This window comes from Pseudomonas sp. PS01270 (genome assembly GCF_029959775.1).
GTDB classification, from domain to species: Bacteria; Pseudomonadota; Gammaproteobacteria; order Pseudomonadales; family Pseudomonadaceae; genus Aquipseudomonas; species Aquipseudomonas atacamensis.
On record NZ_JASCPT010000060.1, the window covers coordinates 1 to 21,859 of the forward strand.

Annotated in this window: 20 protein-coding genes; 11 read left to right on the forward strand and 9 right to left on the reverse strand. The window is 57.5% G+C overall.

Annotation, left to right across the window (positions count from 1 at the left end):
* The first annotated feature begins 130 nt into the window (after positions 1–130).
* Positions 131–1,261, forward strand: a complete 1,131-nt coding sequence (locus QMX86_RS16880) for a GDSL-type esterase/lipase family protein (RefSeq protein ID WP_282387967.1) — start codon at positions 131–133, stop codon at positions 1,259–1,261.
* Between the two features lie 178 nt (positions 1,262–1,439).
* Here the strand turns inward: QMX86_RS16880 and QMX86_RS16885 are convergent, their stop codons facing one another.
* Positions 1,440–1,853, reverse strand: a complete 414-nt coding sequence (locus QMX86_RS16885) for a mannose-1-phosphate guanylyltransferase (protein ID WP_071173032.1) — start codon at positions 1,851–1,853, stop codon at positions 1,440–1,442.
* Positions 1,854–1,884: 31 nt separating this feature from the next.
* On the reverse strand, positions 1,885–2,718 hold the full coding sequence (gene galU / locus QMX86_RS16890; RefSeq protein WP_024013613.1) for a UTP--glucose-1-phosphate uridylyltransferase GalU: 834 nt from the start codon (positions 2,716–2,718) through the stop codon (positions 1,885–1,887).
* Between the two features lie 387 nt (positions 2,719–3,105).
* On the opposite strand from galU, the gene galE reads away from it, so the two are divergent.
* From galE to QMX86_RS16920, 6 genes are all read left to right on the forward strand, one after another.
* Positions 3,106–4,122, forward strand: a complete 1,017-nt coding sequence (galE, locus tag QMX86_RS16895; RefSeq protein WP_016775458.1) for a UDP-glucose 4-epimerase GalE — start codon at positions 3,106–3,108, stop codon at positions 4,120–4,122.
* A 229-nt stretch (positions 4,123–4,351) separates the two neighbouring features.
* Positions 4,352–4,588 carry a hypothetical protein gene (locus QMX86_RS16900; protein WP_016775457.1) on the forward strand — a complete coding sequence of 79 codons (237 nt, stop codon included), beginning with the start codon at positions 4,352–4,354 and terminating at the stop codon, positions 4,586–4,588.
* A gap of 91 nt (positions 4,589–4,679) precedes the next feature.
* Positions 4,680–5,795 carry a polysaccharide biosynthesis/export family protein gene (locus QMX86_RS16905; protein WP_177180896.1) on the forward strand — a complete coding sequence of 372 codons (1,116 nt, stop codon included), beginning with the start codon at positions 4,680–4,682 and terminating at the stop codon, positions 5,793–5,795.
* Between the two features lie 12 nt (positions 5,796–5,807).
* On the forward strand, positions 5,808–6,473 hold the full coding sequence (locus tag QMX86_RS16910) for a YjbF family lipoprotein (protein WP_110646775.1): 666 nt from the start codon (positions 5,808–5,810) through the stop codon (positions 6,471–6,473).
* Positions 6,470–7,231: a capsule biosynthesis GfcC family protein gene (locus tag QMX86_RS16915; protein ID WP_282387094.1), complete on the forward strand. Its 762-nt coding sequence runs from the start codon at positions 6,470–6,472 to the stop codon at positions 7,229–7,231. Before QMX86_RS16910 ends, QMX86_RS16915 begins: the two co-directional genes overlap by 4 nt.
* A complete protein-coding gene (locus QMX86_RS16920; RefSeq protein WP_282387095.1) occupies positions 7,228–9,306 on the forward strand; it encodes a YjbH domain-containing protein in 2,079 nt (692 codons plus the stop codon). The genes QMX86_RS16915 and QMX86_RS16920 overlap by 4 nt, the downstream gene beginning before the upstream one ends.
* Positions 9,307–9,763: 457 nt before the next feature.
* Here the strand turns inward: QMX86_RS16920 and QMX86_RS16925 are convergent, their stop codons facing one another.
* The 3 genes from QMX86_RS16925 to QMX86_RS16935 form a co-directional block, all read right to left on the reverse strand.
* Positions 9,764–11,158, reverse strand: coding sequence for an undecaprenyl-phosphate glucose phosphotransferase (locus tag QMX86_RS16925; protein ID WP_016775452.1), 1,395 nt, complete (start codon positions 11,156–11,158; stop codon positions 9,764–9,766).
* A 389-nt stretch (positions 11,159–11,547) separates the two neighbouring features.
* Positions 11,548–12,207: a helix-turn-helix domain-containing protein gene (locus QMX86_RS16930; protein WP_122703591.1), complete on the reverse strand. Its 660-nt coding sequence runs from the start codon at positions 12,205–12,207 to the stop codon at positions 11,548–11,550.
* A gap of 277 nt (positions 12,208–12,484) precedes the next feature.
* Complete coding sequence (locus QMX86_RS16935) at positions 12,485–13,225, reverse strand: winged helix-turn-helix domain-containing protein (RefSeq protein ID WP_122746874.1); 741 nt, start codon at positions 13,223–13,225, stop codon at positions 12,485–12,487.
* Positions 13,226–13,716: 491 nt separating this feature from the next.
* Between QMX86_RS16935 and QMX86_RS16940 the strand changes: the two genes are divergently transcribed.
* Positions 13,717–14,550 carry an undecaprenyl-diphosphate phosphatase gene (locus tag QMX86_RS16940; RefSeq protein WP_016775449.1) on the forward strand — a complete coding sequence of 278 codons (834 nt, stop codon included), beginning with the start codon at positions 13,717–13,719 and terminating at the stop codon, positions 14,548–14,550.
* Here the strand turns inward: QMX86_RS16940 and QMX86_RS16945 are convergent, their stop codons facing one another.
* Together QMX86_RS16945 and dusA are read right to left on the reverse strand one after the other, a co-directional pair.
* On the reverse strand, positions 14,551–14,970 hold the full coding sequence (locus QMX86_RS16945; protein ID WP_241089648.1) for a DUF2388 domain-containing protein: 420 nt from the start codon (positions 14,968–14,970) through the stop codon (positions 14,551–14,553).
* Between the two features lie 27 nt (positions 14,971–14,997).
* Positions 14,998–15,984, reverse strand: a complete 987-nt coding sequence (dusA, locus tag QMX86_RS16950; RefSeq protein WP_282384917.1) for a tRNA dihydrouridine(20/20a) synthase DusA — start codon at positions 15,982–15,984, stop codon at positions 14,998–15,000.
* A 647-nt stretch (positions 15,985–16,631) separates the two neighbouring features.
* Between dusA and lepB the strand changes: the two genes are divergently transcribed.
* From lepB to QMX86_RS16965, 3 genes are all read left to right on the forward strand, one after another.
* Complete coding sequence (gene lepB, locus QMX86_RS16955) at positions 16,632–17,429, forward strand: signal peptidase I (RefSeq protein WP_071173023.1); 798 nt, start codon at positions 16,632–16,634, stop codon at positions 17,427–17,429.
* A 624-nt stretch (positions 17,430–18,053) separates the two neighbouring features.
* Entirely contained in the window at positions 18,054–19,988 is a 1,935-nt protein-coding gene (locus QMX86_RS16960) for a methyl-accepting chemotaxis protein (protein ID WP_282384913.1), read from the forward strand.
* Positions 19,989–20,130: 142 nt separating this feature from the next.
* Positions 20,131–20,940: an EAL domain-containing protein gene (locus tag QMX86_RS16965; RefSeq protein WP_243242861.1), complete on the forward strand. Its 810-nt coding sequence runs from the start codon at positions 20,131–20,133 to the stop codon at positions 20,938–20,940.
* A 58-nt stretch (positions 20,941–20,998) separates the two neighbouring features.
* On the opposite strand, the gene QMX86_RS16970 is transcribed toward QMX86_RS16965, so the two are convergent.
* Together QMX86_RS16970 and QMX86_RS16975 are read right to left on the reverse strand one after the other, a co-directional pair.
* Positions 20,999–21,418: a DUF6691 family protein gene (locus QMX86_RS16970; protein ID WP_095182409.1), complete on the reverse strand. Its 420-nt coding sequence runs from the start codon at positions 21,416–21,418 to the stop codon at positions 20,999–21,001.
* A gap of 2 nt (positions 21,419–21,420) precedes the next feature.
* On the reverse strand, positions 21,421–21,855 hold the full coding sequence (locus QMX86_RS16975; protein WP_122880622.1) for a YeeE/YedE family protein: 435 nt from the start codon (positions 21,853–21,855) through the stop codon (positions 21,421–21,423).
* Positions 21,856–21,859: the final 4 nt, after the last annotated feature.

Consider the following 21,859-nt stretch of genomic DNA (forward strand, 5'->3'; position numbering starts at 1 on the left):
GTGCAGACGCAGAACAGCTGAAAGCTTCGCGAGCAGGCTCGCTCCCACAGAGGTTGTGTGAATTGCACATGGTCTTTTGTGGGAGCGAGCCTGCTCGCGAAGGGGCCATCCCGGACAAAGGAAATATTCAATGATGCCAGTAGACGCCCCTCAACCCGTCGCCACCTCGGCCATCACGATAGACGATGCCCGCCAGCGCTTTGCGCAGTGGCGCGAGGGCAAGGCCGGCAAGGTGCTGGCGGTTTCGGTGATCGGCGACAGCTACACCGCCGGGCAGGATTTCTATCTGAACAAACTGGTGCAGCGAGTGGCCGCCGAGGTGGGTTTCGCCGGCCCCGGTTACGTCGGTTTCAACCACGGCGCGGCGCTGGGCGGCACGCACTTCAAATACACCCGCAGCAGCGACAAATACTTCGGCGGCGGCTGGAAGGTTTCCGAGCTGGGCCAGGCCAGTCCGGACAGTCGCACGATCAGCGGCAAGCCGGGCGCCTGGTTGCAAGTCGATGCCAGCCCTTCGCCGCGCATCGATACCACGGTCACTCAGGCGAAACTGTTGTATCTGGGCAGCGGCGAATCCGACGAGCTGCGCTATCGCTGGTCGCCCGCGCAAGCCTGGCAACCGTTGAAACTCGCAGGCTCAGGCGTTCAGGAAGTCGCGCTAGCGGGCGTTCCATCAGCCGCAGACTGGTCATTCAGACTGGAAGTGGTGAAGGGCGCGCCCACGTTGTTCGGCCTTTGGATGACGAATGATGAGAAGGGCATTCGGGTGTCGAAACTGGCGGCCTCCGGCGCGGCATCGGCGGATTTCTTTCACGCCGATCGACAGTGGCAGACGCAATGGAAAGCCGTGGTGTCGAAGATCCCGGCCGACGTTTACCTGATCATGCTCGGCGGCAACGATCAGGGCTTCGGCGTCAAACCTGCGCAGTACCTGCAAAACGTTCAGGGCCTGGTGAGCATGCTGCGCGAGATTCAGCCGGCGGCGAGCATCAACCTGATCATGCGTCAGGACACCACGCGCTCCAGCGCTTACCCGATGTCGGCCTATGCGCAGGTCCTCGAGCCGTGGGCGCGGGAGCAGCAGCTCGGTTTTGCCAACCTGCAATGCGCGTTCGGCCCCGACGTCAAACGCTACGCCAGCGCGATGATCGGCCCGGACAAGATTCATCCGTTGCCGGCCACGGGCGGGAAGGTGATTGCCGATTATTTTTATCGCTGGATAACGGGTACGAGTACCGGTTGCGACGACTCGCCACCATGATCGTTCCCACGCTCCGCGTGGGAACGCCGCCCGGGACGCTCCGCGTCCCTCCGCAGCGTGACGCAGAGCGTCACTGGATGCATTCCCACGCGGAGCGTGGGAACGATCAATGCTGACTGTGCCGCCGCTTTCGCGAGCAGGCTCGCTCCCACAATGGATCGGCGTGACGCCCGGGTGATCAGGCGTCGTGCTTGAAGGCGTCGATGAGCCCCAACAGTTCGTCAAGCTTGCGCGGCATCAACCGCGCATCACAACGGGTTTCAACATTAATGATGATCGCCGGATCGTTGCAGCAGATGCGCACGCGAAAACGCCAGTCGCTGAAGATCACTTTCAGGCCATCGCGGTCATCCATTTCCAGCGCCTGTTCGCCATACAACGCTTTCAGGTGCGCGAGCAGCGGATAGGGATCGCGCATCGGCCGGCGTATATCGCCGGACGCAGGAAACACACCGATCCGCTCCACCAGCAGAATCGTGCCCAGCCAGGTCTCATTGGCGCTGGGCAGCGGTTGATGGCGCGACAACCAGCTCATCACCCCGAGGTTGCCCACCTCACGTTCAATCTCTGTCGAATGTTGTGCAATGTTCATGGTTGCCTGCCTCTGGTGATGGGGGGCCGTCTCAGCGGCCCTTGAGGTACACGTTGTCGTAGCAGAAATTGGTCGCTTGCAAGTAGCCCTCGGCATCGCCGCAATCGAAGCGCAGGCCTTTGAATTTGTAGGCCAGCACGCAGCCGTTCTGCGCCTGTTTCATCAGTGCGTCGGTGATCTGGATTTCGCCGCCCTTGCCCGGTTCGGTGTCGGCGATCAGGTCGAAGATGTCCGGGGTGAGGATGTAGCGCCCGATGATCGCCAGATTTGACGGCGCGTCCTGCGGCGCCGGTTTTTCCACCATGTTGTTGACCCGGTAGATGCCCTCGGAAATCAGCTCACCGGCAATCACCCCGTACTTGTGAGTCTGGTCGGCCGGGACTTCTTGGATGGCGACGATCGAGCAGCGGAACTTCTTGTACAGCTGAATCATCTGCGACAGCACACCGTCGCCTTCGAGGTTCAGGCACAGGTCGTCGGCCAGCACCACGGCAAACGGCTCGTCGCCGATCAATGGGCGACCGCTGAGAATGGCATGGCCCAGGCCTTTCATTTCCACCTGACGGGTGTAGGAGAAGGTGCAGGTGTCGATCAGCTCGCGGGTGCCGGCGAGGAATTTCTCTTTCTCGGTGCCACGGATTTGATGCTCGAGTTCGTAGCTGATGTCGAAGTGGTCTTCCAGCGCGCGTTTGCCCCGGCCGGTGACGATGGCCATGTGTTGCAGGCCGGCGTCCCGCGCTTCTTCAACGGCGTATTCGATCAACGGCTTGTTGACGATCGGCAGCATCTCTTTCGGCATGGCTTTGGTCGCCGGCAAGAAACGCGTGCCGTAGCCGGCAGCGGGGAACAAACATTTACGAATCATAAAAGTATCCTGGACAGTCATGGAACACAGGCGACGGTTGCGCACCAGAAAGTGGCGGCAAGTTTCAATGATTATTGAAGGCTTACTTTAATACCCGAGTCAGGTTGTTGCTGGCAATTAGTTGCGCTGTTAAAAAGCGCTAATGTTATGAGATGTCGACTACTTGGTTATTAGTTATTTTTAGTCGGTATCTGTCGATAGTGATAAGTGTCCAGGGAGTGCTAATAAGTACCCGTCAAACAGTTTGACCGGCAAAAATAATTATTGCCAGTGGTTGAACTAAATTTGTTTGAGGTTGTTGTCGCCCTGTTTGTGTGAATTGCTCCGCATCTCCACCAGGCATGGCTTGACACGCTACCGGGTATTTATTCAATGACGGACCGCGCTATGAAGATTCTGGTAACGGGTGGTGCCGGCTATATCGGCTCGCATACCACACTTGCATTGCTTGAGGCAGGTTATGAAGTTGTCGTTCTGGATAATCTTTGTAACAGCAGCGACGCAGCACTTCACGCCGTTGAAGCCATTTGCGGCAAAAGTGCATGGATGATTCGCGGCGATGTCTGCGATCGGCCGCTGCTCGACCGGATTTTCCGCGAGCATCAGATCGACGCCGTGCTGCATTTCGCCGGGCTCAAAGCCGTGGGCGAGAGTGTGCGCAAGCCGCTCGAATACTACGAAACCAACGTCGGCGGCAGCATCACCCTGTGTCAGGCGATGGCAGCGGCGGGGGTGTTCCGGCTGGTGTTCAGTTCCTCGGCGACGGTGTACGGCGAGCCTGAAGAGATGCCGATTCGCGAGGATTTTCCTACGGGCAATCCGACCAATCCCTACGGTCAGTCCAAGCTGATCGTCGAGAACGTGCTGCGCGACCTGAGCCTCGCCGAGCCGCGCTGGAGCATAGCGCTGCTGCGCTACTTCAACCCTATCGGCGCCCACGCCAGCGGGCACATGGGCGAAGACCCCAACGGCATTCCGAACAATCTGGTGCCGTATATCAGCCAGGTTGCGGTCGGCAGCCTGCGCGAGCTGTCGATCTTCGGTAATGATTACCCGACCGCCGATGGCACCGGCGTGCGCGATTACATTCATGTCGTCGATCTGGCGGATGGGCATTTGAAAGCGTTGCAGTCGATCAGCGAGCGCACCGGCATCCACACCTGGAACCTCGGCACCGGCGATGGCTACAGCGTGCTGCAAGTGCTGCATGCCTTCGAACAGGCCTGCGGGCGGCCGGTGCCGTACCGGATGATGCCGCGCCGCGCCGGTGATATCGCCGAAAGTTTTGCCGATGCTTCGAAAGCGGCGAAAGAGCTCGGCTGGAAAGCCACGCGCAACTTGCAGGACATGGTCGCCGACACTTGGCGCTGGCAATCGAATCATCCCAATGGTTATTCGCGATGATGGCCATTTAGTCCGATGTTAGTTTCAGTCAGGTTGTTAGATAACGTCGGGAAATTACACTGGCAATGCCATTTGCAAATCCGTAGATATAAACCTGCCGTTCGACTTTAGCAGTTGCACAGGACTGTGAAAGAACAACGGATCTTGTTCGCGCTCTTTGCGGACTTGAAAGCTACCAGCTCTGACACAGATCTGTTTTTAACAGTTCGAATGTTAGAAAGGAGTTGTTATGAAAAAAGTGATGGCAGTTGCCCTGTTGACGATGTTGAGCAACTGGGCTGCCGCCGCTGAAGCGCCGTTGACAGCGGTAACCAATGTAGGTGGCAGTGTGGCGGCTTCGCAAGCGCCCGCGGCCAGTACTGCAATGGTTGCCAGTGCTGTAGCGGCGTCCAACAGCGGTGGCAGTGCCAACGGCGGTACCACCGGTACGACGGGTACCACCGGTACAACCGGCACGCATAACTAACAGGAACATTTGTTAGTGCAGTACAGAGTCGCCCGACGCAAGTCGGGTGACTTTGTTTTTTGGATTCGCCCTTGAATAGCGTAGTGCCATTATGACTCGTAGTGTTTATCTTTTAATGTTGGCAAGTCTCGCTTTGCAAGGTTGCATGTTTTCCCCCGGCCAGTACCTGAGCACCAGCGATATCACCCGCCAGGGTGCCAGCGAAAGCAGTCGGGTCGAGCTGATTCCGATCACCCCGAAACTGATCGCCATGAACCGCGCCACGCAGAAGCGTGAGTCGCTGCCGGCGGAGCTGCTGGTGACGCCGGCGGAATATCGCATCGGCAACAATGACGTGCTGTACATCACCGTCTGGGATCACCCGGAGCTGACTGCCCCCTCCGGCGCGCAACAACAGATCGATGCCAACGGCCGTCTGGTGCGCTCCGATGGCACGCTGTATTACCCGTTCATCAAGGAAGTCCAGGCCGCCGGCCGGACTATCCAGCAACTGCGCGCGGACATCGAACAGCGCTTGTCGGCATTCATCGCCGAGCCGCAGGTCGACGTCGCGGTGTTGCGCTTCGCCAGCCAGAAAGTCGTGGTCACCGGCGCCGTGACGAAGGCCGGCCCGCAAGCGATTTCGACCAATCCGCTGAGCGTGGTCGAAGCCCTCGGTTCCGCTGGCATCGACACCAATAATGCCGACTTGTCGGGCCTGCTGCTGACGCGCAACGGGCGGGTCTATCCACTCAATCTCGACACGCTCAATCAGCAGGATTCCGAACTGCAGAACGTCTACCTCAAGGGCGGCGATCAGCTGTATCTGCCGTACAACGACAACAAGCGCATCTACGTCATGGGCGAGGTCAACCAGCCGCGCGCGCTGAGCTTCAAGACCGCAACCATGAACCTGTCCGACGTGCTCGGTTCGGTCGGTGGCCTGAGTCAGACCAGTTCCAACGGCAACGCGGTGTACGTGATTCGCGGCGTGGAAAATCTCGACGTCGAGCCGGCGAAGATTTATCAGCTCGAAGCCGAATCGCCGACCGCCATGGCGCTGGCCTCGCACTTTCAGGTGCGGCCGCAGGATGTGGTCTACGTCGGCCCGGCCAATGTCACTCGCTGGAACCGTTTCATCAGCCAGTTGGTGCCGTCGGCGTCGATTGTCGGCACCGGGGCTTCGGCAGCGAAGAACTGGAGCGAATACAGCAACAACAGCAAATAAGGCCGCCCGACTGTGAACCTATTGAAAGTGGGCGTCTGCCTGATGGCGGCCTCGTTGCTGTGCGGCTGTAACCCGCTGATGAGCGCATCGCTGAACAACCTCAAAGCCGCCGTCGTCGGCCCCGACGAGGTTGATGTGACAGCGGCCGAAGTCGCCGGGGTCAACTACCCGCAACTGAAACTGACCACGCCATCCGGCTCAGGCGTGCTGGCGCTGGTGCGCGAGCGTGAAGACCTGCAATTCTGGGTCGCCTCCGGCAAGCAGGTTTTGCTGCTGCGCGATGGCCTCGCCGTGCGCAGCATCGGCCTCGGTCTGCAAGGCGACCTGGATGGCACGCGGCTGGCCGATGACTCGCCGTTCAAGCAAGGCCTGCATCACGTCGCCGACGGTTTCACCACACGGCGCTGGATCGATCTGTACAAAGGCCAGGAAGTCGGCGTGATCGTCAACAGCCGCTTCTCCCGCCGCGCCACCGAGACCCTGGAAATTCTCGACAAGGCTTACTCGGTGCTGCGCATCGATGAACAGATCGACGCCCCAGCCATCGGCCTCAGCGCGACCAACCGTTACTGGGTCGACCCGCGAGACGGTTTCATTCTGCAGAGCGAGCAGCAACTGACCTCGCAATTGCGCGTGAAGCTGGTGCAATTGACTCCTGATCGCAGGCATCTGCCGTGAAGCGCTTAAGCCTAATCGCGGCGGGTTTTTTGCTGGTCGCAGGGGCGAGTCAGGCCGCCGTCACTGTGTCCGGCGACGTCGCCAATCCCGGTCCGATTGCATTGCCGCCGGGTGGACGCCTGTTCGATGTGATCAGCGAGGCCGTACCCAATACCGAAGGCTATTGGCTGGCGGGCGGCTTGTTGCGCCAGTCGCTGGTCGAGGAACAGACACGGCTCAAGGTTGGTGTGCTGTTCGATCTCGAGGTGCTGCAACGCATGGCGACGCTGTTTGATCGGCCAAGCCGCGCGGCACTGGCACAGCGCGTTGCTGAAGAAGTCCGACAAATGCCAGTGACCGGACGGCAGATCGCTGATCTGGATCCGGTGGCGGTGGAAGTCGGCTTCGCGCGCAACATTCGCCTGGATGACGGCGATCGGCTGATCTATCCGAAACGGGTTGATGAAGTGCAGGTGTTGGGCGCGGTCACCGAGCCATGTCACTTGCCGTACCAGCCATTGCAGGAGGCCCGCGAATATCTCGAAGGCTGCTCGATTCTCGACGATGCCGAGGCCGATTACCTGTGGTTGATCCAGCCCAACGGCGTCTCGCGGCGCGTCGGCATCGCGCACTGGAATCGCGAGTCCGGGCAGTTTCCGGTGGCCGGCAGCAGGATTCTGGTGCCGATAAAAAATGATGATCTAGATCCGCCTCTTCCTGAATTGAATCAGCAGTTGGCCGAATTCATTGCCACGCAGCTGGCCGAGGTGGTTCGTTGAAGTTACGTTTTGCAGCTGTGTTGTTATTGCCCTGCGGTCTGGCTCACGCCGAGCCGCGCATCACCCAGAATGACTTCGGTGGCGCCGGTCTGTTGCAGACGCCGACGGCGCGCATGGCCCCGGCCGGCGAGCTGAGCGTCAACGCCAACCGCACCGATCCCTACAGCCGCTACAGCGTGTCGTTGCAACCGCTGGACTGGCTCGAAGGTTCGTTCCGCTACACCGCGATCACCAACCGGCCGTACGGCTCGGAGGCCCTCAGCGGCAGTCAAAGCTACAAGGACAAGGCGGTCGACGCCAAAGTGCGCCTGTGGCAGGAAAGCCACTGGGCGCCGGAAGTGGCGCTGGGCTTTCGAGATATCGGTGGTACCGGTTTGTTCTCCAGCGAATTCTTCGTCGCCAACAAGCGCTTCGACAATTTCGACTTCAGCGCCGGCATTGCCTGGGGCTACATCGGTAATCGCGGCGACTTCGACAACCCGCTGGGCTACGTCAGCAATCGCTTCGATACGCGCCCGGCGCTGGAAGGCACCGGTGACGTCAACTCCGGCTCGTACTTTCGCGGCAAGCCTTCACTGTTCGGTGGCGTGAGCTACCAGACGCCGTGGGATCGGCTGAGTTTGAAGCTTGAATTCGAAGGCAACGACTACAAAAACGAGCCGAAGGACAACGAGATCAAACAGGACTCGCCGATCAACCTTGGCGCGGTGTTCAAGGTGACCGATTCGATCGACCTGAGCGCTGCCTGGGAACGCGGCAACACGGCGATGTTCGGCGTGACGTTTCACACCAATTTCGTCAGCCGCAAGGCGCCGGCCAAGACTTACGATCCGACCCCCGAACCGCTGCCGGCGAAGGCGCCGACGACCTCGATGGAACAGGTCAACTGGGCCGATGTGTCGCGGCGTTTGCAGCAGAATGCCGGGTACAAGGTCGAGCGCATCAGCCAGCGCGATTCCGAACTGATCGTCTATGGCGAGCAGCAGCGTTATTTCCATTCGTCCAAAGCCGTTGGCCGCGCGAGCCGGATTCTCGACAACAGCGTCAACGACGACATCGACTGGTTCACCGTGGTCAACAAGCGCTACGACCTGCCGCTGGAAGAAACCAGCCTGCCGCGCCAGACCTTCCGCGAAGTGATCAACAATGAAGAACCGTTGGAGTCGTTGCACCGCACTACCGAAATCAACCCGGCGATGCCGCACAACGAGAAAACCCTCTACACCGAAGCGCCGCAGCATTTCAGCTATGGCGTGGGTCTGGGCTTCAAGCAGAACGTCGGCGGCCCGGACGGTTTGCTCTATCAATTCAGTGCGGATGCGGACGCTGAATATCGCTTCAACCGCAACACCTGGTGGAGCGGTTTGCTCAGCGCCAACCTGGTCAACAACTTTGACAAATTCGTCTACGACGCGCCGAGCGGATTGCCCCGCGTGCGCACGGATTTGCGCCAGTATCTGACCACGTCGAACACGACCATGCCGTTGTTTCAGCTCAGCCATGCCGAGCAGTTGGATAAAGACCTGTACGGCATGGTGTACGGCGGCTATCTGGAGTCGATGTTTACCGGTGTCGGCGCGGAAGTGTTGTTCCGCCCGACCGGCGAACGCTGGTCGCTGGGCGCGGACCTGAACTGGGTGCGCCAGCGTGATTTCGATCAGGGCTTTGCCTTGCGCGATTACTCGGTAGTGACCGGGCATATCACCGGCTATACCGACCTGCCGTTCGACACGCTGGCGGCGGTCAGTGTCGGGCGGTATCTGGCCGGAGACTGGGGCACCACCGTGGACATCTCGCGCGAGTTTTTCAACGGCGTGCGCGTCGGTGCCTGGGCAACCATCACCACGGCCAGTAGCGCGGAATATGGCGAAGGTAGTTTCGACAAGGGCCTGTACCTGTCGATCCCGTTCGACGAAATGATGAGCATGTCGACCATGCGCCGCGCCAACCTGGTCTGGGCGCCACTGACCCGAGATGGCGGCGCCAGACTGAGCCGCAGCTATCAACTGCACTCGATGACGGATAGCCGGGAAGGGGACATGTTCTATCGCAACTTCGAAAAGATTACCGAGTAAGCGCTGGTCTGTGGGAGCGAGCCTGCTCGCGAATGGTCCGGCACATCCAACATCTCCAGTGCCTGACACAACGCTTTCGCGAGCAGGCTCGCTCCCACAGGGTGTTGTGTTACAGCACAGTTTTCGACCCTAACCCTGATCCCTGTGGGAGCGAGCCTGCTCGCGAAGGCGCCGACACATTCAACATCGCCATCGCCTGACACACCGCTTTCGCGAGCAGGCTCACTCCTACACTTGATCGGCGTCACGCCACACATCCTGGTCATCACCCGAATCCCTGTGGGAGCGAGCTTGCTCGCGAATGGTCCGGCACATCCAATATCTCCAGTGCCTGACACACCGCTTTCACGAGCAGGCTCGCTGCCACAGGCTTTGTGACTGCATTCGATACCGGTTACCCAAATCCCGCCCACAAAAAAGGGGACTTTCGTCCCCTTGTGATCTGCAGTGCTAAGCCTCAGTAAATATCCTTCGACAACAACGTAAACGGCGTCTTCACCAGGATCTTCAGATCCAGCCACAACGACCAGCTGTTGATGTACTGCAGGTCGATCTCGACACGCTTCTGCATCTTGTCGATGGTGTCGGTCTCACCGCGGCAGCCACTGATCTGCGCCAGGCCAGTGATGCCCGGTTTGATTCGGTGACGGGCCATGTAAGCGAGGATCTTGCCCGAGTAGTAATTGTTGTGCGCCACCGCATGCGGCCGTGGACCCACCAGCGCCATGTGCCCCTGCAACACGTTGAACAGTTGCGGCAACTCATCCAGGGAAGTGCGGCGAATAAAACGGCCTACTGCGGTAATGCGCGAGTCATTGCGGCTGGCCTGTTTCACTTCGCGGTCATCGTGGACACGCATCGAGCGGAATTTCCAGACCTTGATCACCTTGCCGTTCCAGCCATGGCGGTCCTGCTTGAAAAATACCGGGCCGGGCGAATTGATTTTCACCGCCAGAGCGATGATCAACAGCAGCGGACTGAGCGCGATGATCGCCAGGAATGCCACGGTTTTCTCAACCAGACTCTTGCTCAGAGCAGCGGTGGGGCGGCTGGTCAGCGGGCTTTCGTTGAGGTAAATCGCCGGCAAGCCGTCCACGACTTTCACCGAGTGGTTGAGCAGGGTCAGGCTGTTCAAGTCCGGCACCCACACTACATCGACGTTAGCCCCGAGTAAGTCGACATACATCGCTTCGATTTTCGCGGCTTCGCACAGCGGCAGAGTAATGTAGAGGCGGCGAATGTCGTGGGCTTCGATCAGCTCGAGCAACTCGTCCTGAGCACCTACTACACGCGGTGCGTCGGAAGCGAGGACCGGTTTGTCACCGTTGCTGACCAGACCGATCAGCGGCAGGTTTTCCAGTTGGCTGAGTTTTTTCGCCAGGCCCAACGCCAATTCGCCAGTACCGACGATCAACGTCCGGTGTTCGCTTTTACGCGAACGCTGGTAGTACTTGGAAAACGCATGCAGCGGCGCGTAGAGGAACGCCTGACCGAGGAAGCCATACACCGCCCAGCTGAGAATCACCTGACGGGAAAACAGCTCATCGGCCTGGCAGACAAACGCGATGCACGCCAGCGCGGCCATGGTCATCGACCAGCCCATGAACAAGCGGCCGAGGCCGGTGAGGTAGTTGTCGCGTTTGCGATAAACGCCGCTGAATGTGTAAGCCGGCACCGAAGCCAGGACGGCGAGGGTGGCGCACATTCGGTAGTAGAACGCGACGGTGCCGGTGTGCTGTTCAGCGAGAATGAACAGCAGCGTCACAACGAAAGCCTGTGCCAGCGCCCATTGGCCCCAAAAGGTCAGTCCCTTGAGGCCCGTGCTTCGATTAATACTGAGAGAAAGATCCATACGATATCCCCAAAAGACGTCCATTCAGGTTTCAACAGTTGAAAGCCGAGTTGTTATGCAGACTTATTGTTTTTGTTTTAGCGAGTGTCTTGAGGTAACAACATCGAGAGCCGAACTGTCGTCAGCCAATAGACTAAGTTATTGCCGGGAATGGTGTCTGACGAGTTCTAACAAGATGGCACAATGCCAACTTTTTAATATTTAAATAGAAGGTTGTTAGAAAAGGTCGTAGAGCGGGGGATGAAAAGGCGGGGGCGTATTTGTTACTGTTGAAGGGTGGAGGCAGGGAAGCTTTTATCGAGTCAGGGAGGGTGAACCCAAACAGAGTGCTCTTCTTGTTGTTGTAGTCGCACTTTATCTGTTTGTCTTGGTTTGCGCGTCGCTTGTGATTAAGCAACGACTTCCTGGATCAGGCAATATCCGCGATTTCTTACGGCTCGGAACAATCGCTCGCCATTACTCGCACTCTTGAACTTGTCCTGCAATCGGCTCAGGCACATTTCCAGGCCACGGTATTGCTCGGGTTCCCGACCAATGCTGATGATCAGGTCATCACGACTGACCACGCGCTCTTCATGGCTCAGCATTTTCCTCACCAGCGCGGTTTCCAGGCCAGTGAGGCTGATCGCAATATTGTCCTTGAGCAACACGCCTTGTTCATCGTCAAGATGCCAGGTGTCGCTGCAAGGCTCGGTGCTGTCGCTGACATTGGAGATATGAGCGCGTTCTGCACTGCGGGTCGGGAAGCTTTGAAACGGATTATCTGTCTGCGCGGCTCGCCATTCATTTTCAAGAGTGGCCAGTATGCGTTGAGTATCATGTTCGATACTGCGCGCAACATTCTTTCGGCTGAGGCTTGGGTAACTGAACTCCATGACCATCGGGGCGGAAGAGGGCGAAGCAACACCTTCAACAAACATTTGTGCCTGCGACGTGCCAAACGAATTGAAACGCTCACTGGACAAGATGCTTTCCAGTTCACGTTGCGACGTTGTGCTGTGCGTCACAACAACAAAATATTTTCTGGGGAGGGTTGTACTCGTTTCCATGTCTCTCTCCTAAATACACACCAAAATTGGCTAAAAGATAAATCGGCAGGCGAGCAATGACTTCCTCGGAAGTAATCGTAGGCAGGGTTCTGGCCGAAAATGGCCATCGATAAATTCCACTCGATCTGCTGCTATGTTATGGAGTTTTATTGTTATGTGGCGTGATGCCGTGCTCATTCAAGTGCTTGAGTTTTAATAAGTATGAGGCGCAATTGGAACGATATGGCTGCATCAGACGATCCTTCGTACGTATGCAAAAGGGAAGACTGCCCGAGACTCAGGCAGTCGATATCAGGCCCCGCATCAGGCGATAGCCGTAGCCGCGGATGCTCTGAATCGCGTTTGTACCATACATGTCCTTGATTTTTCCACGCAAGCGACTGATTGATTTTTCCAGTGCCCGAGGGTCGTAGAAATTGGCGTTGAGGCCCATGATGCTGGCGATTTCATCATGACTCAGAATGTGATTGCCGGTGTGCGCAAAGGCCTCGAGGATCTTCATTTCGGCGAAAGAGATATCCAGTTTGCGCCGACTGTCCATCAGGCAGATCCGCGTCGGATCAAGCGTGAGATTGATATCTCGTTGCCAGTCTTCGCTGTTGAAGAACTCCGCCAGCAAGTCTTCGCTGTCATCGCTCAATGTGTTGAGCTTGATACAGGCATCCGCTCCGGCGAGGAAATACTTGATCTTGTTGACGGCGCCGCGGCCGGTGACAATTGCGCAAATAAGCGGCTTCAAGTTGTCATCGCGCAGGGTCTGCACCAGGGCCAGATTTTCTTCGATGGCTTGTGGACTATCGATGATGACGAAAATGGCGCGGTAGGAACCGATGTAACCGTGCTGCTTATATGAACTAGTGAAAGCACCTGTTTCCAGGATCATATCGGGCTGCACGTGCTTTGCGATCAGCGATCTGAAATGATCAGCCACACCCAGTGTACGACCCAGAGCAAGAACACCGGATTCATCATTTGTCGGGCGCGGACTTCTCGTCGCCAAGTTCCCTGAGAGCATCATGCGTTGACTCGAATTAGGTGCTGACATCGGGATGTTAAAGCACCGGTTCTTATCTGTGACTGACAATTGGTAACATTTGCGCGGATTTTAGACGTGTCTCCCGAGATTTCTAACAATAACTAAGCTTTTCAGGCTTTTAGTTGATTTTCTCGGGGTTGTGAACTAGCGCGTAGATGATGGCTATATGCAATGGTGCCACTATTTTGAGCTTGTGGCGATGGCTTTGTCTATGTCCTTTTGCCACTGATTGGCCATGTCAACAATGTGTGAGGTTGATCACACTTCATATCTGAACTGAAATATTTGTTGTAATAGATGTAAATATTTTCCGTTTAGTTCGTCGGCCGACGATTACTAACAGCTCTTGAGTCTAACTCTGCATAAACTCTATTCTTCCGGATCGGCGAATCGCTGTATGCATTACTTCAGATACTCAACCCCTGAGTGTTATTGAACCGGTCGCTCACCCTGAGTGCTCTGACGGAGGATTAATGGATTTCTGGACCCTTTTCCAGGTATTGATATTGGGCGCGGTAGAAGGCTTGACCGAGTTCTTGCCCATCTCGAGTACCGGCCACCAGATTATTGTCGCCGACCTGCTCGAGTTTGGCGGCGAACGTGCCATGGCGTTCAATATCATTATTCAACTGGGGGCCATTCTGGCTGTGGTCTGGGAATTTCGTCCGAAGATCTTCGAAATCGTCAAAGGCCTGCCCACCGAGCGCAACGCGCAACGTTTCACCCTTAATCTGCTGATCGCGTTTTTCCCGGCCGTTATCCTCGGCGTGTTATTCGCCGACGCGATTCATGAATACCTGTTCAACCCGATCACCGTTGCGGTGGCCCTGGTTGTTGGCGGCATCGTCATGTTGTGGGCCGAACAGCGCAGCCATGTAGTCAGCGTCGAACATGTCGACGACATGCGCTGGTCCCACGCGTTGAAGGTCGGTTTCGTACAATGCCTGGCAATGATTCCCGGCACCTCGCGCTCCGGCTCGACCATCATCGGCGGGCTGCTCTTCGGCCTTTCGCGCAAAGCCGCCACCGAGTTCTCGTTCTTCCTCGCCATGCCGACCATGGTTGGTGCCGCCGTTTATTCCGGCTACAAATACCGCGACCTGTTCCAACCCAACGACCTGCCAGTCTTCGCCCTCGGCTTCGTCACCGCGTTCATCTTCGCCATGATCGCCGTGCGTGGCCTGCTGAAATTTATCGCCAACCACAGCTATGCCGCGTTCGCCTGGTACCGGATCGGTTTTGGTTTGTTGATTCTGGCAACCTGGCTGTTTGGCTGGGTCAACTGGACCGCCGCAGCGGCCGCCTGATCACTGCGCGCTGATCAACGCCGCCACGGCGAGATCGTTTAACGTCGAATCCGACGACTCCTGACGAAAGCGCTGCAAGGCCGAGGTGAAATACGCAGCCTGCAGCATGCCGTCGCTGGCCAGATAGAGTCGTGCGTCTTCTTGCTCCTCGGCAGAGTAAACACGCTTGTGACTGTCGGTCGTTTCCTGGCTAGACGAAATAGGTGCGAGGATTAAAGACACCAAAGTGAAGCCGGAAAGCTGCGTCACCTCCCACGGCGTATCGGTACGGCCCATGCAAAAGCCATCGCAGTGCGCATAAACGTTGGAAGTGAAGCTGAACAAAGCGAGGAGGGTGAAACGCTTGAAACGTGAAAAAGTAAACGCGGGCATAAACAAAAGACATCCTGTCAGTACATCAAAATACCGGGCAACGCTCATGCGCCGCCCGCACACTCAAACCATCAATCAACGACCTTCAAGCAACTCAGCCGCCTGATCCAGCAACGCCAGCGGATCCTTGGCCTTGTGAATATCCACCGACAACAACTGACGAAACTTGCGCGCCCCGGGGAACCCGGTGCCCAGGCCCAGCACATGCCGCGTGATGTGATGCATCGCGCCACCGGCCAGCAGATGTTCGGCGATATACGGCCGCAACTGCGCCAACGCCTCAGCCCGACTTATCACCGGCGCCGAACTGCCAAACAACTGCTGATCCACCTCCGCCAGCAAATACGGATTGTGATAAGCCTCACGCCCCAACATCACGCCATCGAACGTCTGCAGATGCTCATGGCAGGCCTCCATGGTCTTGATCCCGCCGTTCAGCACAATCTCCAGCTCCGGAAAATCCGCCTTCAACTGCGCCGCCACGTCATAGCGCAACGGCGGAATGTCGCGATTCTCCTTCGGCGACAACCCCTCCAGAATCGCAATCCGCGCATGCACGGTAAAACTGGTGCAGCCGGCATCGCGAACAGTGCCGACGAAATCACACAGCTCGGCATAACTGTCGCGCCCGTTAATGCCGATCCGGTGCTTCACCGTCACCGGAATCGACACCGCATCACGCATCGCCTTCACACAATCCGCCACCAGATGCGGATGCCCCATCAGGCACGCGCCGATCATGTTGTTCTGCACACGATCACTCGGGCAGCCGACGTTCAGGTTCACCTCGTCGTAACCGTGTTCCTGAGCCATGCGGGCGCAGGCGGCGAGATCCAACGGAACACTACCACCGAGCTGCAACGCGAGCGGATGTTCGGCTTCGTTGTGACGGAGGAAACGCTCGTGATCGCCGTTGAGCAGCGCGCCGGTGGTGACCATTTCGGTGTAGAGCAGGGCGTTCTTAGACAGGAGGCGTAGGAAGAAACGGCAGTGGCGGTCCGTCCAATCCATCATCGGGGCGACGGAGAAGCGGCGGGAGAGTGTGACGGGTTGTAGGGACATGTGAGGAATCTGGATCAAGAAGGCGAAGGTGCAAGAGTTTATCAGGTCTGCGAACAGGCAAAGGCTTGCGAGGCGCTGTTTGTGGTTTGAACTGGGTTCCGACGCGCTCGGCCTGATGGGAGGAAGTGTATTTCTGCCTGTTTTCTGTCCTTCAGTATCCGTTTAAACGATTGCGCAGGCGCTTGTTTAAATCTGACTGGTGAAAGTCATCCGAAGCCTACCTTGTCTTGCGCCTCCCCTACACCTAAGACAGAATCCGCCGGCTTGTGCGTCTAGCCTGCGGGTTTTATCGTCTCCGGGTCACTGAAAACAGTGATCGGGTTTGGTAGCCCGTTCCGTCAGAAGCACAAGACTACCGTTTTGCGACGACGTTTCTCGTCTTAGTTTTATGGTGGTCATGCGTGGGGCATCTTCGGATGCGCCGGGGTTCCTGACGACCGGTCTACCAACCTGCGTATGGCCTCCACCCTTCGTTTGGTAGCGAGCGTGATGGCTCCTTTTCGTTCATCCGTCAGGAGTTGTACAGCCTGCAATTGCGCACGACCGGTTATTTTTCCGCTAAATAACCCCCACTGCATTGCCCGTAGCGCCCTATTGGCTGAATAGGCCGGGCGCTTGATTGTTAGCTATTTACGTGAAGAGAATTTATGTCTACTCCTGATAAGCCGAAGTTGCCGCTGCAAGCATTTGTGATGTCGTGCCTAGTGGCCGGCTGGGGTCTGGTGTATGCCGGTCAGGTGAAGTGGGCGGTGCGTGTTGCCGCTTTGCTTTATCTGGGGGTGATTTTACTCGGTGTCTGCGGGGTGCCTGCCACGCCATTGGGCCTGTATGTCTTCGCTACGTTTATCGTCCTGGTGAAACTCGGCTCGGCCACGGCGGCTGGGATATCGGTGCGTAGAAACGACCGTCCGGTGAACAGCCCCAGCACCCGTTTCCATGTGCTTTACGTGGTGGCGCTGGTCATCTTTACGCTGGTTCTTTTCGGTCCATTGCGAGGCCCGACGCTAGGGTTCAAGACCTACTTGATCCCCTCCGGCTCGATGGTTCCGACCCTTTCGATCGGTGACTATATCGTCACCAACATGCGCATCGACGCGCCGCAGGTGGGCGACATTGTGGTGTATCGCTATAACGGCACGGAGGCGGTCAAACGTGTGGCAGCAGTGGGTGGCGACACCTTGTCGATTGTTGACGGTAAGGTCATCCGCAACGGCGAAAACATGGGGCTGTTCTTTGCGCCGCCAGAGCGCGTGAAGGATCCTCGTTATCTGCAAACGCCGCAGACGGTGGTCGAGAAAGATCATGTTTATCTGCTCGGCGATAACCGCGACAGCAGTAACGACAGCCGCTTTATGGGTCAGGTCGCAGTCCAGGACATTACCGGTAAAGTCACCGGAATCTGGTATTCATCCGATCGATCGAGGATTGGTACAGCCTTTCAATGAACACAAAAGCCGTCACCTTAAGGTGACGGCTTTCTCTTGCAGATCTAGCCAAACTGACTCGCCGACTCAACCGCAGATTTCGGCTTCCTCAACCGGGTCAGCTGGTAAGCAATCCAAACCATCACTGCATGGCCCTCAAGGCAATCTGCGTGCACCCATGCCCACCACGCACCACACACCACACACCGGACGCCTTCGAGGCAGTGATTGCGTGGCCAGGCATTTGAATCCGCATTTTCAACCCCGTTTTACGCCAATAGCGATGTGCCACAAATCATGATGGCAATGCGTCATCACGCCGCTCAAAAAGTTCAACGATTATACAAATATATAAAGTTGTACAAGTTTTCGCAAAATTAATAGCATCCCTCCAGACACCTTTGCTGAAACGATAAATCCAGCGTGCAAATGCTCTGTTTGCGACGTGAAGGGTTTGTCTGCCGGTGCTCGCGTCGGGTCTCTTTTCGACGCTTCAACAGCATCGGCATTTGCATTTCCGGGACAGCTGGAGCGTCCCGTATTACGCCCTGGATGACGACCCCCCGAATGTCTGGACGGTGACTTTGGTTACCGGAGATCAATTTTTATGCCTGGCGATTCGCGTCAGGACGTTTGAGGCTGAATATGGCAGTAGCATCGAATTTCCTCGGTGACATCAAAGTTTCCCGCAAGCTGGGAACCGGCTTCGGCATTCTTCTGCTGGCCGTTTTGGCGGTTGCCTTCATTGGCTATAACAGCAACAGCGTGCTGGTTGATCGCTTGAGTACGACGCGTCTGATCGGCACGTTGAATGACGCTACGCAAAATATGCGTCTGTCCGAGAAACAGTACGAAGCCGCCGCTGACGCAGCGTTCGCCGAGTCCTATAACGCGCAGTTGAATGTCTTGCAGGGCCTTGTGGGCAAGGCGCTGGACACCTTGACCCGCGCTGAAAACCAGCAAGCCCTGAAGGCGTTGCAAACCACGATTGTTGCCTACGACCAGAAGGTGAAACGGCTGATCGCTGCCGACCAGTCGACCACGGATGCGTTGAAACCGCTGACGGCGCTGTCGGACAAGTACGCGCAAACTTTTGCCGGCATGCTTGAAGGCACCACGACCAGTGCACTGGCGTCTGCCGATGGTGAACGCGTTCGGGAGCTGCGTACGGTGGCCGACTTGCGCAATGGCATGACCACGTTTCGCCTGATGTTGCGTCGTTACATCGCGGTGCCCAACGACGTGAACAAAAAACAGCTGATGGAAACCATCGATAGCTTCTTGAGTGATATCAGCAAGGCGCGCACCAGCCTGCCGACGGCGCTGTCGAGCCAACTGGAAGAAGCCCACGCCGGCATGCGGCGTTATCGCGAAGTACTGGTGGAAGTGGCCGGGCTGTTTGAGCAGAAGCAGAACATGCGCGAGCAGGTCGACCAGGAAAGCAAGGCGATGGACAAGATCATGAGTGGCCTGATGGACACCCAGCAGCGCCTTGCACATGAGGATCAGCATTCGGCTTTTATTCAGATGGCGGTATTGACTGCGCTGGCGCTGGTGATCGGGCTGTTGGCTTCGGTGGTCATCTCGCGCCAGATTACTGCGCCGCTGGCGCTGACGGTTGATCTGGCGCGACGGATTGCCAAAGGCGACCTGACGGTCCAGGCCAGGTCTGCGCGCAAAGATGAGTTGGGCGATTTGCAAAATGCGATGCAGGAGATGGCGCAGAACCTGAATACGCTGGTGCAAGGTATCGGCAATGGCGTCACGCAGATTTCCACCTCTGCGGAAAAGCTCTCGGCCATGAGCGAGCAGACCAGCGCAGGTGTACGTCAGCAAAAAAGTGAAGTGGATCAAGTTGCCACGGCGATGCACGAAATGGCTTCGACGGTGCAGGAAGTTGCGCGTAACACCACCGATGCCTCCGCTGCCGCGACCCTCGCCGATCAGCAGGCGCGCCACGGCAGCACGGTGGTCAAGCAGGCGACGGTGCAGATCAGCGAACTTGCCATAGCCATTGAAGAGTTGGGCGGTGCGATGAATGTGCTGACTCAGGACAGCGAGCAGATCGGCAAAGTCATCGATGTGATCAAAGCCGTCGCCGAGCAGACCAATCTGCTCGCGTTGAATGCCGCTATTGAAGCCGCGCGGGCGGGTGAGCAGGGTCGTGGTTTTGCTGTGGTGGCAGACGAAGTGCGCTCGCTGGCACAGCGCACGCAGGACTCGACCAAGGAAATCGAAGCGCTGATCGTCACCCTGCAACAAGGCACGCAAGCGGCCGCGACGCTGATGACCTCAAGCCGCGAACGCACCCTCGATACGGTGGTACTGGCGCAGAAAGCCGAATTGGCGATTACCGAGATCAATCAGTCCATCGGTACGATCCAGGAGATGAGTCTGCAGATATCGGCCGCCGCCGAGCAGCAAAGTGCCGTGGCCGACGAAATCAACCGCAGCATTGTCAGTGTGCGTGATGTGGCTGACCAGTCGGCTGTCGCCAGCGAAGAAAGTGCGGCGGCGACGATCGAATTGGCGTCCCTGGGGCAGGACCTGCAGCGAATGACCGCGCATTTCCGCACCTGATCTTTTCAACTTGGCGCACGCGGTGCCTTCAACTATTCAGGCGCCGCGGGGGCTGAAGTTATTGCGTTGTTTGCAGATAACTAAGGCCAGCAGCTGTTTTATTTATCGCCATGGAAGGTTGCACCCCGTCATCAGGTGGTTCATGACCGACTTTCCAAAATCATTCGCGTCTCCCGGAGGCTGCCAGGGCTGTAGGAACAAAGGCGTGCCGGAGATGGATTTCGCCTTCGCTTTCCAGCCCATTGTGGACCTGCGCGATCAAACGACGTTTGCCCATGAAGCGTTGGTTCGCGGCGTGAACGGCGAAGGCGCCTTGTCTGTCCTGGAAAAGGTGGACGATCAGAACCGTTATCGATTCGATCAACTGTGTCGAGTGCGGGCGATTTCCACGGCGGCTGACTTGGGCATGACGCAGTACCTGTCGATCAACTTTCTGCCGAATGCCGTTTACCGGCCGGAGATGTGTATTCGCAGCACGCTGGAAGCGGCGCGCACGTACGGCTTTCCGCTGGAGCGGCTGATCTTCGAGGCTGTGGAAGGCGAGCACGTCGAAAGCAACAAACACTTGATGAATATCTTGCGTGAGTATCGTGAGTTTGGTTTCAAGACGGCCATCGACGACTTTGGCGCAGGCTATTCCGGCCTTAACTTGTTGGCGGATTTTCAACCGGACCTGATCAAGCTGGATATGGCGCTGATCCGCAATATTCACCGTGACCGCGTACGCCAGACCATCGTGCGCAACGTGGTGAACATGTGCAGAGAGTTGGGCGTGGAAGTGATCGCCGAGGGCATAGAAAATGCCGAGGAAAGAGACTTTCTCGCCGATTGCGGCATTTATCTGATGCAGGGCTACTGGTTCGCCAGGCCCTCGTTCAAATCGTTGGCGCAGATCTCGACGAGTGCGTGGCTGGGGAGATCATCCAATCCGCGCTCTTGTGCAAAACATTGATCACCACCATCACTGGCTGCCGTGGGTGCCCTGCGCCTTAATGTCGGTTGTTCTGCGGTCACGGGTTGCGTCGGGTTTCCAGCAGCGTAAATAGCCCCATGCCTGCGAGCATCGCCAATACGAAAACGATTGCTTGCCAGTGGCCCGTCAACAGGATGGTCACTGCCGGGCCAGGGCAGATGCCGGCTATCCCCCAACCGACGCCGAACAGCAGGCTGCCACCAACCAGACGTCGGTCCAGCTCTTTTCGGGCGGGTAGTTGCATGGGGTTGCCCAGTACCGATTTGCGTTGCCGGCGTGCCCAGGTCAGCGGGCCGATAGCCGTGGCAATAGCGCCCACCATGACCAATGCCAGCGAGGGATCCCACGCCCCGGCCACGTCGAGGAATGCCAGGACTTTCGTCGGATTGGCCATGCCCGCCAGAAGTAATCCGACGCCGAACAGCAGGCCGGCCAGGAATGCATTGAGTTTGAGCATGTTCAGACTCCCGTCAGATGGCGCAGGACGAACACGGTGAAGAACCCGCTGAGCATAAAGCAGGCAGTGGCGAGCATCGAACGTGGCGAAAGGCGCGATATGCCGCAAACGCCATGGCCGCTGGTGCAACCTGAGCCGTAGCGTGTGCCAAGCCCTACGAGTACCCCTGCGAGAATCAGCCCTGACCAGCCGCTCTGGAACTCGATCGGCGGTAACGCCTTGAACAATCCCCACAGCAGTGGCGCGACCAGCAGGCCAAGGATGAACAGGGCTTTCTCGCTGGCGCCTTCACGGTTGCGTTGCAGCAGGCTGCCGATCAGGCCGCTGATGCCGGCAATACGCCCATTGCCGACCACGAACAGACTCGCGGCCAGACCGATCAGCGCGCCGCCGGCAAGGGAAGACCAAGGCGTGAAATTGAGCCAGTCGACATTCATGGGA